The 17767-nt window shown below is 70.5% G+C and carries 15 protein-coding genes and 2 tRNA genes; 6 read left to right on the forward strand and 11 right to left on the reverse strand.

Going from position 1 to position 17767, the window contains the following annotated elements:
* Nucleotides 1-114: 114 nt before the first annotated feature.
* The 3 genes from ndk to folC all read right to left on the reverse strand — a co-directional run bounded on the left by ndk (nt 115) and on the right by folC (nt 2511).
* Nucleotides 115-528: a nucleoside-diphosphate kinase gene (gene ndk, locus OCT49_RS10145; protein ID WP_283851556.1), complete on the reverse strand. Its 414-nt coding sequence runs from the start codon at nt 526-528 to the stop codon at nt 115-117.
* A 96-nt stretch (nt 529-624) separates the two neighbouring features.
* The gene (locus OCT49_RS10150; RefSeq protein WP_283851557.1) at nt 625-984 is read right to left on the reverse strand and encodes a DUF4233 domain-containing protein; all 360 of its coding nucleotides are present in this window, start codon (nt 982-984) and stop codon (nt 625-627) included.
* Between the two features lie 3 nt (nt 985-987).
* Entirely contained in the window at nt 988-2511 is a 1524-nt protein-coding gene (folC, locus tag OCT49_RS10155) for a bifunctional tetrahydrofolate synthase/dihydrofolate synthase (RefSeq protein ID WP_283851558.1), read from the reverse strand.
* A gap of 117 nt (nt 2512-2628) precedes the next feature.
* Between folC and OCT49_RS10160 the strand changes: the two genes are divergently transcribed.
* The 3 genes from OCT49_RS10160 to OCT49_RS10170 all read left to right on the forward strand — a co-directional run bounded on the left by OCT49_RS10160 (nt 2629) and on the right by OCT49_RS10170 (nt 6166).
* Nucleotides 2629-3363, forward strand: coding sequence for a response regulator transcription factor (locus OCT49_RS10160; protein ID WP_283851559.1), 735 nt, complete (start codon nt 2629-2631; stop codon nt 3361-3363).
* 201 nt (nt 3364-3564) lie between these two features.
* Nucleotides 3565-4731, forward strand: a complete 1167-nt coding sequence (wecB, locus tag OCT49_RS10165) for a non-hydrolyzing UDP-N-acetylglucosamine 2-epimerase (RefSeq protein WP_283851560.1) — start codon at nt 3565-3567, stop codon at nt 4729-4731.
* Nucleotides 4732-4795: 64 nt separating this feature from the next.
* Nucleotides 4796-6166, forward strand: a complete 1371-nt coding sequence (locus OCT49_RS10170) for an XrtP-associated glycosyltransferase (RefSeq protein WP_283851561.1) — start codon at nt 4796-4798, stop codon at nt 6164-6166.
* Between the two features lie 83 nt (nt 6167-6249).
* On the opposite strand, the gene OCT49_RS10175 is transcribed toward OCT49_RS10170, so the two are convergent.
* Nucleotides 6250-8871 (reverse strand): valine--tRNA ligase, encoded by a 2622-nt coding sequence (locus tag OCT49_RS10175; RefSeq protein ID WP_283851562.1) that lies wholly within the window; start codon nt 8869-8871, stop codon nt 6250-6252.
* A 150-nt stretch (nt 8872-9021) separates the two neighbouring features.
* Between OCT49_RS10175 and OCT49_RS10180 the strand changes: the two genes are divergently transcribed.
* A complete protein-coding gene (locus OCT49_RS10180) occupies nt 9022-9990 on the forward strand; it encodes a hypothetical protein (RefSeq protein WP_283851563.1) in 969 nt (322 codons plus the stop codon).
* Between the two features lie 65 nt (nt 9991-10055).
* Here OCT49_RS10180 and clpX read toward each other — a convergent pair whose 3' ends face one another.
* From clpX to OCT49_RS10205, 5 genes are all read right to left on the reverse strand, one after another.
* Complete coding sequence (clpX, locus tag OCT49_RS10185; protein ID WP_148835162.1) at nt 10056-11354, reverse strand: ATP-dependent Clp protease ATP-binding subunit ClpX; 1299 nt, start codon at nt 11352-11354, stop codon at nt 10056-10058.
* 157 nt (nt 11355-11511) lie between these two features.
* A complete protein-coding gene (locus OCT49_RS10190; RefSeq protein WP_283851564.1) occupies nt 11512-12192 on the reverse strand; it encodes an ATP-dependent Clp protease proteolytic subunit in 681 nt (226 codons plus the stop codon).
* A 79-nt stretch (nt 12193-12271) separates the two neighbouring features.
* Entirely contained in the window at nt 12272-12877 is a 606-nt protein-coding gene (locus OCT49_RS10195; RefSeq protein ID WP_187438547.1) for an ATP-dependent Clp protease proteolytic subunit, read from the reverse strand.
* A 265-nt stretch (nt 12878-13142) separates the two neighbouring features.
* Complete coding sequence (tig, locus tag OCT49_RS10200; RefSeq protein WP_283851565.1) at nt 13143-14534, reverse strand: trigger factor; 1392 nt, start codon at nt 14532-14534, stop codon at nt 13143-13145.
* A 210-nt stretch (nt 14535-14744) separates the two neighbouring features.
* A tRNA-Pro gene (locus OCT49_RS10205) sits at nt 14745-14821 on the reverse strand.
* A 168-nt stretch (nt 14822-14989) separates the two neighbouring features.
* On the opposite strand from OCT49_RS10205, the gene OCT49_RS10210 reads away from it, so the two are divergent.
* Nucleotides 14990-15060 (forward strand) — tRNA-Gly (locus OCT49_RS10210).
* A 299-nt stretch (nt 15061-15359) separates the two neighbouring features.
* Here OCT49_RS10210 and OCT49_RS10215 read toward each other — a convergent pair.
* A complete protein-coding gene (locus tag OCT49_RS10215) occupies nt 15360-15554 on the reverse strand; it encodes a hypothetical protein (RefSeq protein ID WP_148835170.1) in 195 nt (64 codons plus the stop codon).
* A gap of 478 nt (nt 15555-16032) precedes the next feature.
* Between OCT49_RS10215 and OCT49_RS10220 the strand changes: the two genes are divergently transcribed.
* Nucleotides 16033-17184, forward strand: a complete 1152-nt coding sequence (locus tag OCT49_RS10220; protein ID WP_283851566.1) for an acyltransferase family protein — start codon at nt 16033-16035, stop codon at nt 17182-17184.
* Nucleotides 17185-17295: 111 nt separating this feature from the next.
* On the opposite strand, the gene OCT49_RS10225 is transcribed toward OCT49_RS10220, so the two are convergent.
* Nucleotides 17296-17760, reverse strand: coding sequence for an HD domain-containing protein (locus tag OCT49_RS10225; protein WP_283851567.1), 465 nt, complete (start codon nt 17758-17760; stop codon nt 17296-17298).
* Between the last annotated feature and the right edge of the window lie 7 nt (nt 17761-17767).

Raw genomic sequence — 17767 nt, forward strand, 5'->3', positions numbered from 1 at the left:
CATGGTGACGTCATGTCTGTGGCATGCGTTCCCGCGATCCGGAACCCTATGCCGAAGGGCGACCGAATTAATTCGGTCGCCCCAGGTCATGAGCGCTGTTCGGCTGATCGGGGGTCAGGAGAGGCCGGGGAAGAAAAGCTTCAGTTCCCGCTCGGCGGACTCCTCGGAGTCCGAGGCGTGGATGAGGTTCTCCCGGGTGATCGTGCCGAAGTCGCCCCGGATGGAACCGGGCGCGGCGGCGATCGGGTCGGTGGGGCCGGCCAGCGTACGGATGCCCTCGATGACCCGCTCGCCCTCGGCGACCAGCGCCACGACCGGGCCGGACTGCATGAACTCGACGAGCGGCTCGTAGAACGGGCGGCCCACGTGCTCCGCGTAGTGCTGCTCCAGCGTGGCCCGGTCCAGGGTGCGCAGCTCCAGCGCGGTGATCCGCCAGCCGGCCTTGCGCTCGATCCGCCCGACGATCTCGCCGACCAGTCCGCGCCGGATCGCGTCGGGCTTGAGGAGAACGAGGGTGCGCTGGGTCATGGTGTGCTGCTCCTTGCAGGCATGCGGGTGCGGTGCACCGAGGCTACAGGTGTACGGGGGTGGTCCGGTCGCCGGGCCCGGTCGGCAGGTGGCCCGTCAGCCACCCGCCGGAGCCTCGGCCGTCTCCTGCGCGGCCGCCCAGCGGGCCTTCGCCTCGTCGACCTTGCGGCCGTAGTGCACCGAGGCCCACCACAGTCCGCCGAAGACCGCGCCGAGGAAGAACATCGTCGGGACGACGAAGCCGCTCAGCACCAGGGCGATCTGCAGCGCCCAGCCGAGCTGCACCCCGCCGGGGCGGGTGATCATGCCGCAGAGCAGCACGGACAGCAGCATGCCGATGCCGCAGACCGTCCAGACCGTGGCGTCCGACAGGTCGTCGGACTTCATCGCGACGAGTCCGGCGAAGCCGATCACGAAGAACTCGCCGATCAACGTCGATGCACAGAGCGTACGCACGGGTCAACGCCTTCCCAGAAGCAGCCGGGCCTCACCGACCGTGATCACGGAGCCGGTCACCAGGACGCCGGCGCCCGCGTACTCGTCCTCCTCCTCGGCGAGGGTGATCGCCGCCTCCAGGGCGTCGTCCAGGCGGGGCTCCACCTGGACCCGCTCGTCGCCGAAGACCTCGACCGCGACGGCGGCCAGGGCGTCGACGTCCATCGCGCGGGCGGTGGAGTTCTGCGTGACGACGACCTCGGCGAAGATCGGCTCGAAGGCTTCGAGGAGCCCCTTGACGTCCTTGTCGCCGCTGGTGCCGACGACCCCGATCAGCCGGGAGAAGCCGAACGCCTCGGAAAGTCCTTCGGCGGTGGCGCGGGCGCCCGCCGGGTTGTGCGCCGCGTCCAGGACGACGGTGGGGCTGGAGCGGACCACTTCGAGGCGGCCCGGCGAGATCACCGAGGCGAACGCCTGGCGGACCGTGTCGATGTCGAGCGAACCGGGCTGCTCGGCACCGATCCCGAAGAACGCCTCCACCGCGGCGAGCGCCACCGCGGCGTTGTGCGCCTGGTGGGCGCCGTACAGCGGGAGGAAGACCTCCTCGTACTCGCCGCCCAGGCCGCGCAGCGTCAGCAGCTGCCCGCCGACGGCGACCTCGCGGGAGACGACGCCGAACTCCATGCCCTCGCGGGCGACCGTGGCGTCGACCTCGACGGCCTTCTTCAGCATGACCTGCGCGGCGTCCACGGGCTGCTGCGCCAGGATGACCGTGGCGCCCTGCTTGACGACCCCGGCCTTCTCCGCGGCGATCTCGGCGGGCGTGGAGCCGAGCCGGTCGGTGTGGTCCAGCGAGATGGGGGTGACGACGGCGACCGAGCCGTCGATGACGTTCGTCGCGTCCCAGCTGCCGCCCATGCCGACCTCGACGACGGCGACGTCGACCGGTGCGTCGGCGAAGGCCGCGTAGGCCATGCCCGTCAGCACCTCGAAGAAGGAGAGCCGGTACGGCTGGGAGTTGTCGACCATCTCCACGTACGGCTTGATCTCCTGGTACGCCTCGACGAAGCGCTCGGGGGCGATCGGGACGCCGTCCAGGCTGATCCGCTCGGTGATCGACTGCACGTGCGGCGAGGTGTAGCGGCCGGTGCGCAGGTCGAAGGCGCCGAGCAGCGCCTCGATCATGCGGGCCGTGCTCGTCTTGCCGTTGGTGCCGGTGATGTGGATCGAGGGGTAGGCGCGCTGCGGCTCGCCGAGCACGTCCATCAGCGCGGCGATGCGCGTGACGGAGGGCTCCAGCTTGGTCTCGCCCCAGCGCCCGGCGAGCTCCTGCTCCACGGCGCGCAGTGCCTTGTCCACCTCGGGGTCGGCGGGGCGGGCGGGGACCGCGTCGCCCGGCGGCGGCCCGGAGCGGGTGCGCAGCGTGCGGCTCCCGGCCTCGATCACCGCCAGGTCGGGGTCGCGCTGGGTCTCTTCGTCGACGATCCCCGCGAAGGTCTCGTCGGGGTCGGAGTCGTCGTACCGGTCGGAAGGGCGGGGCTCACTCACGGGGCCAGTCTACGGATGGGCGCCGACAACACGCGCAGCGCCCGGGAAGCGGACCGGACCGGGCGCGAGGGGGCCCGCTGCCTGCGTGTCGCACCAGGCGGGAGCATGGTGGGAGGTGTGCGCTCCCGTCCGCTGATCCTGATCGCCGCGCCCGGCGGCCTGCATCCGGCACTCGCCCGGCTGGCCGCCGACCCGCGGTACGAGACGCTGGTCGTCCACACCGGCGAGAACGTGCTGCGCGCCCTGTACGAGCACCGTCCCGACTGCCTGATCCTCAGCCTCCGGCTGCCCGGCCTCGACCCGTGGGAGGTGCTGGGCCGGGTGCGGGACATGAGCGACCTGCCGATCGCGGTGGTGGACCTGACGTACCGGGTGGCGGACGCCGCCCGCGCCCTGGAGGCCGGGGCCGACGACTACCTGACGCCCGGGGTGTCGGACCTGCTGCACGCGCCGCTGCTGCGGGCCCGGCTGCGGCGCGCCGTCGGGGACCCGCCCGAGCCGGCCCCCCTCGTCGGGGACGGGCTGCTCACCCTGGACCCGGACGCGCACGAGGCCGTCCTCTCGGGGCACCGGCTCGACCTCACCCCGACCGAGTTCGCCCTGCTGACCGTGCTGGCCGGCCATCCGGGGCAGGTGCTCTCCGCGGAACGGCTGCTGCGGACGGTGTGGGACGCGCCGGTGGACAGCGACGCCTCGCGGGTGAAGTACGCGGTGCTGCGGCTGCGCCGGAAGATCGCCGCGACGACCGGTGCGCCCGCGCCCATCGAGACGGTACGGGGCGTGGGGTACCGCTACTCCCCGGCCGCCGGTCCGCGGCGGCGGGGCCGGAGCCGAGGTGCTGACCGGGACTGAGGTCCCGGTCCGGCCCCGGGCAGAAGGACCTGCCGACCGGTGTCCCTCTCGGGTCCGAGGTCCCGGACTCAGGTCCTCGCCGGCGCGGACCGGCCGCGCCGCAACCCGGCTGCAACCCGCGTGCCCCGGTCCTGCCACCGTTCCCGCCCACCCTGGTTCCTTCCCATCGGGCCGGAGACGGCGAGAGAAGACAGGACACCCATGTACAGCGCACTGCCCGCCCGCTCCGTCGCCGTGGTTCTGGGCACCCGGCCCGAGCTGGTGAAGCTGGCGCCCGTCATCCACCGCCTCGGCGACGCCGCCCGGCTGATCCACACCGGCCAGCACTGGGACGACGCCATGTCGGGCCGGTTCCTCCAGGAGCTGGGGCTGCCCCGTCCCGAGGTGCTCAACGGCATCGGCGGCACCTCGCGCGCCGTGCAGACCGGCCGTGCGCTGGAGCAGCTGGACGCGCTGTTCGCCGGGGACCGGCCCGCCGCGGTCGTCGTCCAGGGCGACACCAACGCCACCCTGGCGGGCGCACTGGCCGCCAACGCGCGGGCGATCCCCCTCGTCCACGTCGAGGCCGGGCTGCGCAGCCACGACCCGGCGATGCCGGAGGAGCACAACCGCGTCCTCGTCGACGCGGTCTCCGACGTGCTCTGCGCGGCGACCCCGGACAACCGGGCGAACCTGCTCGCCGAGGGCGTGGCCGACGAACGGATCTCCGTCACCGGCAACACCGTCGTCGAGGCCGTCCGGCGCCACCTGCCCCCGGCCGGGCGGCGCACCGCGCTGCTGGCCCGGCACGGGCTGGTCCACGACCGCTACGTACTGGCCACCGTGCACCGCCCGGAGAACACCGACGGCCCGGCGGCGCTGCGCGCCGTCCTCACCGAGCTGGCCGCCCTGGCCACCGACGAGGTCCCGGTGCTGCTCCCCCTCCACCCGCGCACCCGCGCCCGGATCGAGGCGGAGCGGCTGGGCGGGCTGCTGACCGGCATCCGGGTGCTGGAGCCGCTCGGGTACGGGGACTTCCTGGCGCTGGCCCGCCATGCCGCGCTGCTGGTCTCCGACTCGGGCGGCATCCAGGAGGAGTGCACGGTGCTGGGCCGCCCGCTGCTCGTGGTCCGCCGTTCCACCGAGCGCCCCGAGTCGATGGCCGATTTCGCCGATCTCGTGGCCCCCGGTCCCGAGCTCGGCCGGCTGGCGCGGCGGCGTCTCGCGGAGGGCGACCGGGGGCTGCGCCGGCTGGCCGCGCTGCCCAGCCCGTACGGCGACGGTCTCGCCGCCGAGCGGATCGCCCGGCTCGTCGCCTCGGCCGCCGGCGCCGCCGCGCCTGCCGCGTCCACCGGGTCCGCCGGGTCCGAGACGGCGCTCGCCGCCTGACCTGCCGCCCCTCGCCCGTCGCCCGTCGCCCGTCGCCCGTCGCCCGTCGTAAGGAGGCAGCCGCATGCCCGCCCCGTCCACCGCCGTCCTGGTCGTCCACCCCCTCGTCCTCCTGCTGGGCTTCCTGCTCTACTGGGCGGGGGCCCGCCGGTCGTACCTGCGCCGTCCGCCGGTCGTGCCCGGTGACCCGGCCCTGTTCGACTGGCACTTCTTCGTGCCGTGCCGGGACGAGGAGGCGGTCGTCGGCACCACCGTGACCCGGCTGCGCGCCGACTTCCCGACGGCGGACGTCTGGGTGATCGACGACGACAGCGACGACGGCACGGGCGCCGTCGTCGAGGCGCTCGCCGCCGACGACCCCCGGGTGCATCTGGTGCGGCGCCGCCGTCCGGACGCCAGGACCGGGAAGGGCGCCGCGCTCAACGCCGCGTACGACCGGCTCGGGGCGTTCCTGCCGGAGGGCACCGACCGTTCGCAGGTGGTCGTCTGTGTCGTCGACGCGGACGGCCGGCTCGACCCGGGCGCCCTGGAGCTGGTGTCGGGCCCCGCGGCGTTCGGCGACCCGGACGTCGGCGGAGTGCAGATCGGCGTACGGATGCGCAACGCGGGCGACCCGCAGCCCTTCCCGGAGCGCGGGCGCCCGGTGAACGCCGCGGCCCGGCTCCTGGTGCGGGTGCAGGACATGGAGTTCGCGGTCTCCAACGCCGGCATGCAGCTGCTGCGCAACCGCACGGGCTCCACCGGCCTCGGCGGCAACGGCCAGTTCACCCGGCTCGGCGCGCTGGACCGGATCGGCGCGGCCGAACGCCGCCCGTGGCGGCGGGGGGCGCTCCTGGAGGACTACGAGCTGGGCCTCCACATGCTGCTGGCCGGCTACCGCACGACGCATGTCGCCGACACCTGGGTCTCCCAGGAGGCGCTGCCCAGCGCCCGCCGGCTGCTGACCCAGCGCACCCGCTGGGCGCAGGGGAACCTCCAGTGCGTGCGCTACGCGCCCCGGATCGTCGCGTCCCGGCACGTCCCGGGCCGCGGGGTGCTGGAGACCCTGTACACCTTCGTCCAGCCGTTGGCCCATCTGGTGACCCTGGCGCTGAGCGTGTTCCTCCTCGGCGTGCTCGCCGTCGGCCTGGTCCGGGGGCAGGACACGGGCGTGACGGCGACCCTGTCGGCCCAGTGGCCGCTGCTCCTGGTGCTGGCCGCGGTGTCGGTCGCGCCGTTCGTGCTGTGGGGCCCGGTCTACCGCCGGGACCACGCCCCGGACGCCTCGTTCGTCAGGTCGCTGCTGTGGGGCCTGGCGCTGTGGCTGTACGCGTACCACCTGTTCGTCGTCTCGGCGCGGGCCTTCGGGCGGATGCTGCGCGGCCGCAACGGCTGGGCGAAGACCCGGCGCAACGCGGAACCGGCCACCGCCGGCCCGGTGGCACTGGAGTCCTGAAGTACACGAGGACGGGTACGGAAAAGGGCGGAGCCCCCGTCCCCCTGGTCGGTCAGGGGGACGGGGGCTCCGTGCTCAGGTCATCAGCCCTGCGGCAGCTTCGCCAGCTGGCCGGAGATGCGCTCGATGTCCTCCTCGGCCTTGGCGAGCCGGCCGCGGATCTTGTCGACCACGTTGTCCGGGGCCTTGCCGAGGAACGCCTCGTTGGAGAGCTTGCCGAGCGCCTGGGCCTTCTCCTTCTCGGCGGCGCCCAGGTCCTTCGTCAGGCGCTTGCGCTCGGCCTCGACGTCGATGGTGCCGGAGAGGTCGAGAGCCACCGTGGCCCCGGCGACGGGCAGCGAGGCGGTGGCGTGGAAGCCCTCCCCGGCCGGCTGCAGACGCAGCAGCTGACGGATGGCCGCCTCGTGCGGGGCGAGCGCCGTCCCGTCCAGGGTCAGCTCGGCCGGGACCTTCTGGCCGGGCTGGAGGCCCTGGTCGGAGCGGAACCGGCGGACCTCGGTGACGACCTGCTGGACGAGCGCGATCTCCTGCTCGGCCGCCTCGTCGCGGAAGCCGGAGTCCTTCGGCCAGTCGGCGACGACGACGGACTCGCGGCCGGTGAGCGCGGTCCACAGGGTCTCGGTGACGAAGGGGACGACGGGGTGCAGCAGGCGCAGCATCACGTCGAGGACCTCGCCGAGGACCCGGCCGGAGACCTCGGCCGGACGGCCGCCGCCGAAGAACGTGGTCTTGGACAGTTCGACGTACCAGTCGAAGACCTCGTCCCAGGCGAAGTGCCGCAACGCCTCGCTGAGCTTGGAGAACTGGAAGTCGTCGTAGTACGCGTCGATCTCGGCGACCGTCTTGTTGAGCCGGGAGAGGATCCAGCGGTCGGTCACCGACATCTCGTCGGCGGACGGCAGCTCGCCCTCGATCGTCGCGCCGTTCATCAGCGCGAAGCGGGTGGCGTTCCAGATCTTGTTGGAGAACTTGGCGGAGCCCTGGACCCACTCCTCGCCGATCGGGACGTCGACGCCGGGGTTGGCGCCGCGCGCCAGGGTGAAGCGCAGCGCGTCGGAGCCGTACTTGTCCATCCAGTCCAGCGGGTTGACGACGTTGCCGAAGGACTTCGACATCTTCTTGCCGAACTCGTCGCGGACCATGCCGTGCAGGACGATGGTCCCGAAGGGCGGGACGCCCTCGTTGACGTACAGGCCGAACATCATCATCCGGGCGACCCAGAAGAACATCAGGTCGTAGCCGGTGACCAGGACGGAGTTCGGATAGAACTTCTCCAGGTCCGGCGTCCGCTCCGGCCAGCCGAGCGTGGAGAACGGCCACAGGCCGGACGAGAACCACGTGTCGAGGACGTCGGTGTCCTGGGTCCAGCCCTCGCCGGTGGGTGCCTCGTCGTCGGGGCCGACGCAGACCAGCTCGCCGTTCGGGCCGTGCCAGACGGGGATCCGGTGGCCCCACCACAGCTGACGCGAGATGCACCAGTCGTTGAGGTTGTCGACCCAGTCGAAGTAGCGCTGCGACATGTCGGCCGGGTGGATGGCGACCCGGCCGTCGCGGACCGCGTCGCCGGCGGCCTTGGCCAGCGTCTCGACCTTGACCCACCACTGCAGGGACAGACGCGGTTCCAGCGTCGTCTTGCAGCGCGAGCAGTGGCCCACGGAGTGGACGTACGGGCGCTTCTCGGCGACGATCCGGCCCTCGGCGCGCAGGGCGGCGACGATCGCGGAGCGTGCCTCGAAGCGGTCGAGGCCCTGGAAGGGGCCGTGGGTGGTGATCACGCCGCGCTCGTCGAGGACCTCGATGGATTCGAGGTCGTGGCGCTGGCCGATGGCGAAGTCGTTCGGGTCGTGCGCCGGGGTCACCTTGACGGCGCCGGTGCCGAACTCCGGGTCGACGTGCGTGTCGGCGACGACCGGGATCGTACGGTCGGTCAGCGGCAGCTTGATCTGCTTGCCGATCAGGTGGGCGTAGCGCTCGTCGTCGGGGTGGACGGCGACGGCGGTGTCACCGAGCATCGTCTCCGCGCGGGTCGTGGCGACGACGATGGTGTCGTCCCCCTCGCCGTACTTCATGGAGACGAGCTCGCCGTCGTCGTCCTGGTAGTCGACCTCGATGTCGGAGATGGCCGTCAGGCAGCGCGGGCACCAGTTGATGATGCGCTCGGCGCGGTAGATCAGGCCGTCGTCGAACATCTTCTTGAAGACGGTCTGGACGGCGCGGGACAGGCCCTCGTCCATGGTGAAGCGGTCCCGGGACCAGGCGACGCCCTCGCCGAGGCGGCGCATCTGGCCGGCGATCTGGCCGCCGGACTCGGCCTTCCACTGCCAGACGCGCTCGACGAAGGCTTCGCGGCCCAGGTCGTGGCGGGACTTGCCCTCCTTGCCGAGCTCGCGCTCGACGACGTTCTGGGTGGCGATGCCGGCGTGGTCCATGCCGGGCTGGTACAGCGCCTCGTAGCCCTGCATGCGCTTGCGGCGGACCAGGGCGTCGATCAGCGTGTGCTCGAAGGCGTGCCCCAGGTGGAGGCTGCCCGTGACGTTCGGCGGCGGGATGACGATGGCGTACGGCGGCTTCTCGCTCTTCGCGTCGGCCTCGAAGTAACCCCGCTCTACCCAGCGCTCGTACAGCTTCCCCTCTACCTCGGCCGGTGCGTACTGGGTCGGCAGTTCGGGGTTGCTGGCTGGCGTCTGCTGAGTGTTCTCGGTCACGGGGGACAGTTTAGGGCCGTCACAGTCGTGCACTGAAACGGGATTGTTCGGTAACGGTGTTCCTCCCGGTGCTCCACACGGATGAACCTTCCGTCAGGATGTTCGGAACGCATAAGAACGCATAGGCATGACGAACAGGGGACACCGCAGATGAGCTACAACCAGCCGGGCCCGTACGGCGGCCAGCCGCCCCAGGGCCAGCCCGGACCCTACGGTGGTCAGCCCCAGGGCCAGCCCGGACCCTACGGCCAGCAGCCCCCGCAGGGGCAGCCGGGGTACGGGTACCCCCAGCAGCAGCCCCCGCAGGGTTACGGCTACCCGCCGGCCCAGCAGCCCGGCCCGTACGGCCAGCAGCCCCCCGCTCCCCCGTACGGCGGCCAGCCGGCCTACGGCGGGCAGCCCCCGTTCCCCCCGGCCGAGCCGAAGAAGAAGACGGGCCTGATCATCGGCGCCGTGGTCGTGGCGCTGGCGGTCATCGGGGGCGGGGTGTACTTCCTGACCTCGGGCGGCCCCGACAACAGCGACGTGGCGGACTCCACCAGGGGCTACAAGCTGAAGCCCGCCGCCTCCGTGGACGAGTACAAGAAGCAGTCCCTGAGGGACCGCTCCGGGCCGGTCACGAGCGACGAGGAGAAGGCCGAGACCGCGGCCCTGGGCATCGAGAACCCCCAGCAGGCGGGCGCCGGCTACGAGTCCGGTTCCGGGAAGAGCGAGATCACCGCCAAGTCGCTCACCTTCCAGGGCTACTCGGGCGAGGTCGCCGACCCGGTCAAGGCCGTCGACCAGACCTTCGAGATCGCCAAGGCTGCGCTGCAGAAGAGCGAGTCGAAGATGAACCTCCAGCTCGTCGGCAGCCCCGAGTTCTTCGAACCGTCCGGGTTCAGCGGTGCGCTGATGAAGTGCCAGGACATGAAGATCACCAACCCCGAGGGCGACGGCACCATGAAGAAGGGCCCGAAGGAGTTCACGATGCCGATCTGCTCCTGGGCCGACTACAGCACGGTCGGCGTGGTCAACGGTGTCGACGTGGCGCTCGCCCTCTCCGGCGGGGGCATGCCCAAGGAGACCCTGGCCGACCTGACCGCCAAGCTCTACAACACGTCCCGCGTCAAGGCCTGATCACCTCGCGGTACGCGGAAGAGGGCGCCCGGCCGGGCGCCCCTCTTCCGTATGCGTGCCTGCCGCTACGCGGACTTCTCGTGCCGGCCGCCGTCGCCGTTGCCGATCGTGCGCGGCTCGCGCGGGACCAGGGTCGGGTTGACGTTGTTGCGGACGACGTCCGCCGTGATGACCACCCGGGCGACGTCCTTGCGGGACGGCACCTCGTACATCACGGACTGGAGGACCTCCTCCATGATGGCCCGCAGACCGCGCGCGCCGGTGCCGCGCAGGATCGCCTGGTCGGCGATGGCCTCCAGGGCCGGGCGGTCGAAGTCCAGCTCCACGCCGTCGAGTTCGAACAGTCGCTGGTACTGCTTCACGAGGGCGTTGCGCGGCTCGACGAGGATCTGCAGCAGCGCCTCGCGGTCCAGGTTGTGGACCGAGGTGAGGACGGGGAGCCGGCCGATGAACTCCGGGATCATCCCGAACTTCACCAGGTCCTCCGGCATGACCTCCTGGAACTGGTCGCTCGCCTCGATCTCCCGCTTGGAACGGATGGTCGCCCCGAAGCCGATGCCCTTGGCCCCCGCCCGGGACTCGATGATCCGCTCCAGACCGGAGAAGGCACCGCCCACGATGAACAGCACGTTCGTCGTGTCGATCTGGATGAACTCCTGGTGCGGGTGCTTCCGGCCGCCCTGGGGCGGCACGGAGGCGGTGGTGCCCTCCAGGATCTTCAGCAGGGCCTGCTGGACACCCTCGCCGGAGACGTCACGGGTGATCGACGGGTTCTCGCTCTTGCGGGCGACCTTGTCGATCTCGTCGATGTAGATGATCCCGGTCTCGGCCTTCTTGACGTCGTAGTCCGCGGCCTGGATCAGCTTCAGCAGGATGTTCTCGACGTCCTCGCCGACGTAGCCGGCCTCCGTCAGCGCCGTCGCGTCGGCGATGGCGAACGGGACGTTGAGCATACGGGCCAGCGTCTGCGCGAGCAGCGTCTTGCCGGAGCCCGTGGGGCCCAGCAGCAGGATGTTGGACTTGGCCAGCTCGATGGCGTCGTCCCGGCCCTGCGCGCCGCCGTTCTCACCCGCCTGGACCCGCTTGTAATGGTTGTACACAGCGACCGAGAGGGCCTTCTTCGCAGGCTCCTGCCCGACGACGTACCCCTCGAGGAACTCATAGATCTCGCGCGGTTTCGGGAGCTCCTCCCACCGCACCTCGGAGGTCTCGGCGAGCTCCTCCTCGATGATCTCGTTGCAGAGATCGATGCACTCGTCGCAGATGTACACACCGGGACCCGCGATGAGCTTCTTCACCTGCTTCTGGCTCTTTCCGCAGAACGAGCACTTGAGCAGGTCGCCGCCATCACCGATGCGTGCCACGAGGTGCTTCCCCTTCGCCTGGGAGCAGCTTGGTTCAGCGGCTCCTGGTGCCTCTATCAGACGGTACCTTGCCTTGCCCCCCGTTCGGGGCCCCCTTGGCACGGTTCACACGGCAAAGGCCGGGCGAACCCCGTGTGCCAAGGGGCGAAGGCGGACGTCAGACGGCCGCGGCCGCCTGCTTGCGGGTCGACACGATCTGGTCGATGAGACCGTAGGCGAGGGCGTCCTCGGCGGTCAGGATCTTGTCGCGCTCGATGTCGTCGCGGATCTTCTCCAGCGGGGTGGTGGAGTGCTTGGCCAGCAGCTCCTCCAGCTGGGTGCGCATCCGCAGGATCTCGTTGGCCGCGATCTCCAGGTCGGAGAGCTGCTCACGGCCGGTCTGCGAGGACGGCTGGTGGATCAGCACCCGGGCGTTGGGCAGTGCCATGCGCTTGCCGGGGGTGCCGGCGGCGAGCAGCACGGCCGCGGCGGAGGCCGCCTGGCCCATGCAGACCGTCTGGATGTCCGGCTTCACGAACTGCATCGTGTCGTAGATCGCGGTGAGCGCGGTGAACGAGCCGCCGGGGCTGTTGATGTAGATGGAGATGTCCCGGTCCGGGTCCATCGACTCCAGGCACAGCAGCTGCGCCATGACGTCGTTGGCGGAGGCGTCGTCGATCTGCACGCCGAGGAAGATCACGCGCTCCTCGAAGAGCTTCGCGTACGGGTCGTACTCGCGCACGCCCTGCGAGGTGCGCTCCACGAAGCGCGGGACGATGTAGCGGTTGTCCACCTGCGGGCCGGTGTAGAGGCCGCTCGCGGAGGCGCCGGGGAAGTTGTTCATGTGGGTGTTCACCATCCTGGTGGCGTTCTGTGGCTGGGTGTCTCGGCGTACGAGAGGTGCGCGGGGCGGTGGTGCCGGATCCGGGGGTGCCGGATCAGGCGCCGGTGCCGCCGCCGCCCGGAACGCCCGATGCGGCCGTGATGATCTCGTCGATGAGGCCGTACTCCTTGGCCTCCTCCGCGGTGTACCAGCGGTCGCGGTCGCCGTCGCGGATGATCGTCTCGACGGTCTGGCCGGAGTGACGGGCGGTGATCTCCGCCATGCGCTGCTTGGTGCGCAGCAGGTACTGGGCCTGGATCTTGATGTCCGAGGCCGTACCGCCGATGCCGGCCGAACCCTGGTGCATGAGGATGTCGGTGTTCGGGAGCGCGAAGCGCTTGCCCGCGGTACCGCCGGTGAGCAGGAACTGGCCCATCGAGGCCGCCATGCCCATGCCGATGGTGACCACGTCGTTCGGGATGTACTGCATGGTGTCGTAGACCGCCATGCCGGCCGTCACCGAACCACCGGGGCTGTTGATGTAGAGGTAGATGTCCTTCTCGGGCTCCGCGGCGAGAAGAAGCAGCTGCGCGGTGATCTTGTTGGCGATCTCATCGTCGACCTGCTGACCGAGGAAGATGATGCGCTCGCCGAGCAGCCGGCTGTAGACCTGGTCACCGAGGCCTCCACCGAGGGACGGCTCTCCGGCGGCGTAGGGCATCAGATTCGTCACGTATCCACCTGCTCGTCTCTGACGGCTCCGGCCGTCTCAGCGTCTTCGTACCGGGTGGGCGGGGACTCCCCTGCCCTTCCTATTCATGGACCCTAACGCGCAGGTGGGACAACGCCATCCCGCTTCCGCAACTGTTCGCTCGGAGCGCAAGCTCCGCAGTCCGCACAAGGGTTGTGGGGCACCGCGCGCCCTATGGCGACGGGCTCCGGACGCGACTGCGTCCGGAGCCCGTCGAAGGGGTTCAGCGCGAGGCTCAGGCCTCGTTCTTCTCCTCGGCGGCCTCGGTGGCTGCGTCGGCGACGGCCTCGGTGGTGCCCTCGACGGCCTCCTCCTCGTCGTCCTCCAGGTCGATGACCTCGCCGTTGGTGTCGACGACCCTGACGGCCTCGACGACCACGGCCAGCGCCTTGCCGCGGGCGACCTCGCCGACGAGCATCGGCACCTGGCCGCCCTCGACGACGGCCTGGGCGAACTGGTCGGGGCTCATGCCGGAGGAGGCGGCACGCCGCATGAGGTGCTCGGTGAGCTCCTCCTGGTTGACGTTCAGCTTCTCCTTGTTGACGATCTCGTCCAGGATGAACTGGGTCTTGATGCCCTTGATCGCCTGCTCGGAGGTCTCGGCCTCGAACTCCTCGACCGTCTTGCCCTGGATCTCCAGGTACTTCTCGAGGGTCAGGCCCATCTGGCCGAGCTGGTGGTGCTCCAGGTTGTGCTTGCGGGTCTGCACCTCGTCCGCGAGCAGCTTCTCCGGGATCGGGACCTCGGCGAGCTTGAGCAGCTCGTCCAGGACGCGCTCCTGGGCCTGGGTGGCCTGCTCGTACTGCTTGGTGTTCTCCAGGCGCTTGCGGCTGTCGGCCTTCAGCTCGTCGAGGGTGTCGAACTCGCTGGCCATCTGGGCGAACTCGTCGTCCAGCTCGGGGAGCTCACGGGCGGCGACCTCGGAGACCTTGACGGTGACCTCGGCCTCCTTGCCCTCGGCCGAGCCGCCCTTCAGCTCGGAGGTGAAGGTGGCCTCGCCACCCGCCTCCAGGCCGGTGACCGCGGCGTCGATGCCGTCGAGCAGCTCGCCGGAACCGATGGTGTACGAGACACCCTCGGCCACGCCGTCCTCCAGGACCTCGCCGTCGACCTTGGCCTCCAGGTCGATCGTCACGACGTCGCCCTCGGCGGCGGCGCGCTCGACCGGGCTGGTGGAGGCGAAGCGCCCGCGGAGCTGCTCCACGGCCTTCTCGACGTCCTCGTCGGTGACCTCGACGGCGTCGACGGTGACCTCGATGCCGGAGTAGTCCGGGATCTCGATCTCGGGGCGTACGTCAACCTCGGCGGTGAAGGCCAGCAGCTCGCCGTCCTTCAGCTCGGTGATGTCGACCTCGGGCTGACCGAGGACGTTGAGCTCACCCTCGTTGACGGCCTCGGTGTAGAACTTCGGGAGCGCGTCGTTGACGGCCTCCTCCAGCACCGCACCGCGACCGAACCGCTGGTCGATGACCCGGGCAGGGATCTTGCCCTTGCGGAAGCCCTTCACCGTGACCTGCTGGTTGATCTTCTTGTACGCCGCGTCGAGGCTGTCCTTGAGCTCCTCGAAGGGCACCTCGACAGTGAGCCGAACCCGGGTCGGGTTCAGGGTCTCCACGGCGCTCTTCACGGTTCGGTCTCCTTGTGGCTGACTTCTTGGGGTTCTGCTCCGCCGCACGGGAGGCGGCTTCGCGGACCGAGCCCGGTACATCAGACACACGGGCACGCAATTTGCATAGTAACGGCAAGGAGTCGGACTCCCACAATGCGATCTTGCCCGTGCTCCGCGATCCCGCGGACGGCCCGGAACGCCGCCTGCGAGGGTCACTGATCTTGCCGGTGGTCGGGGTGGCCGGATTCGAACCGACGACCTTCCGCTCCCAAAGCGGACGCGCTACCAAGCTGCGCCACACCCCGTCGGTGCGACACGTAGGGTACATGCAGTCGGACAGTGCGTCGGCCCCTTCGGGCGGGTGCCGCCGGACGCCGTGCCGGGTCGCCGTGACAACGGGTGTGCGGGCAGCGCCCGCGACCCGCTACGATGCTTCACGTGCCGCCGGGTCACCGGACCTGCGGTGCGGCCTCGCGGGCGTAGCTCAATGGTAGAGCCCTAGTCTTCCAAACTAGCTACGCGGGTTCGATTCCCGTCGCCCGCTCCGTGCAAGGGCCCGGTCCGGCGAGATCACTCGCCGGACCGGGCCCTTTGCGTTTCGCGTCGTTCCGTTGTTCCGTCGCCGGCGCCACGACGCCCTTCCGCCTCCAGTGCTTCCCGGCCGCGCCTCCCGCCTCGCGGCCGCGCTTCTCGCCGACAGCCCGCGCGGGGTCGGCAGTCCGCGGCTGCGGCCTCGCACGAAGACGCCCCGCACCGGACCGGGAGGGGTCCGCGCACGCCGGGCCTCGTACGGAATCTACGGAATCTGTCGCAGGGTCAGCGGCGCCGGCGGGGGCGGCGGGGTCAGAAGGAGATCTGGTTGATGGTCTCGGCTATGGAGTTCATGAACCGGTTGATCGACGGCGCCATGCCGGTCGACGCCAGGAAGAAGCCGAAGAGCGCCGCGACGACCGCGGGCCCCGGCTTGATGGAACCACCCCGGATCATGACCACCAGGATGATCGCAAACATGAGCACCACGGACAGTGAAATGGCCACGACTGATCACACCCTTGGTCGGTACACCTTGCCGGCCCGGAGATGTGCGGCCGAGCACCCTCCGTCGCGCTCCATCGTGCCACCAACTCCCCCGCGACCGCTGCTGGGTGACGGATCGCACTGACGAGATCGCGCCATCCTCACGCCCCGCGCACGCCAGGGGCGCACGGCTGCACGCGGGTCGCACGGGGGCCTCCACGGGACTCCTCGCGCCTGTGCGCGGACTGTGAACAACTCGCCCGGACAAGGCTGCGAATGTGATGGTTTCCATATCCCCACACTTCATTCACACGCAATTCCAAGGTGCGGGTGCGATGAAATTAACGACCCACAACAGCCTGCCTATATGCACCATTTAAGGTGGATGAATCGGTGCATAGCGGTCGGTTGACGGCGGTTTCACTTTCGATTGGGCGGGAGCGCGAGATATCCACGAGCGGTTTTACGAATTGCAATCGGGGCGTCTAAGGTGCGTGAGATGTTCCACGCTCCGAACGCATTTCAGAGGGCCCCGCTCCCATCGGCGACCCGGGAGTCGGAGCCCAGACATCGAGACACGACGACTGCCACCGCGCCCCCCGCACCCGTGGCGAACAAGCCGTCGGCGCCCCCGTCGGCGAAGAAGCGCGACGCCTACTTCGACAACGTCAAATATCTGGCCATCGTGCTCGTCGCGGTGGCGCACTCGTGGGAACCGGTGATGGAGGGCAGCCGGACCGCCCGCGCGCTGTACATGGTGGCGTACACCTTCCACATGCCGGCGTTCATCATCGTCTCCGGCTACTTCTCCCGCTCCTTCGACATGTCCGCCGCCAAGGTGCGACGCCTGATCACCGGCGTCGCCGTCCCCTATGTGGTGTTCGAGACCGCGTACTCGCTGTTCAAGCGGTACGCGGACGACTCGCCGGACCAGCCGATCAGCCTGATCGACCCCTGGTACCTCACCTGGTTCCTGATCGCGCTGTTCGTCTGGCGGATCACCACACCCCTGTGGCAGGCGCTGCGCCATCCGCTGCCGGTCGCGCTCCTCATCGCGGTGCTCGCCTCCTTCTCCCCGACGATCGGCAACGACCTCGACCTCCAGCGCGTCCTGCAGTTCCTGCCGTTCTTCGTGCTGGGCCTGCGGCTGCGGCCCGAGCACTTCCACGCGGTGCGTCGGCGCGAGGTGCGGATGTTCGCGCTCCCGCTGTTCGCCGCGGCCCTGCTGTTCGCGTACTGGGCGGCGCCGCGGATGCAGCTGGGCTGGTTCTACCGCAGCAACAGCGCGCAGGAGATGGGCGCCCCGTGGTGGGCCGGTGCCGTGATGACGCTGGCCATGTTCGGCTGCGCGCTGCTGCTCACCGTCGGGTTCCTGTCCTGGGTGCCGCGCCGCCCCACGTGGTTCACGGTGCTCGGCGCCGGCACGATCTGCGGCTACCTGCTGCACGGCTTCCTGATCAAGGGCGCCGGTTACGCCGGGGTGTTCGACCTCCACGCGTGGCTCGCGGCGCCCGGTGGCCTGATCCTCGTCTCCGTGGTCGCGGCCGGCGCGGTGACGGTGATGTGCACGCCGCCGGTGCGGCGGGCGCTGCGCGCCGTGACGGAACCGGACATGAAGTGGGCGTTCCGGCGGAATCCGGCCGGGCGCTGACTCCTCGGGGCCGGTACCGGTCCGGACCGGTCCGGACTCCGGTTCTGGCCCCGGGGCGCTACCCTCGGGGTCAGGACCGCGCCATGTTGGCTTGAATCTGTTGTTTGCCGGTCAGCGGGGCGGGGTGAGCCCGAGCAGCTCCCGTACCCGGGCATATTTCTCGGTCAGCCGGGTACGGGTCGCCGGTTCCAGTACGGCGAGGCGGTCCGGGTCGGCGTTGTGCGCCAGGTCGGCCTCCTTGACCAGCAGGGCGCCCGGCGTGTCGAGGATGCGCCGGGTGTACGCGACGAGGTCCTCGCCGTCCCGTTTGGTGACGGCGAGGACCATGTCCTTGACCCGTTGCGGCAGTGCGGCACCGGCCAGCCATTCCCTCGACAGCGCGTCGTCCTCGACCGCGTCGTGCAGCCAGGCCGCGGCGATCTGTTCGTCGCTGCCGCCCCTGGCCCGTACGCCCTCGGCGACGGCCGCGAGGTGTTCGGTGTACGGGCGTCCCGCCTTGTCCCGCTGTCCGGCGTGGGCGGCGCGGGCGATCGCCTCGACTTCGGCCAGGGTCAGGTCATCGCGTGGAGTGGTCATGGACCGA

Source organism: Streptomyces sp. ML-6 (assembly GCF_030116705.1).
Taxonomy (GTDB): Bacteria; Actinomycetota; Actinomycetes; order Streptomycetales; family Streptomycetaceae; genus Streptomyces.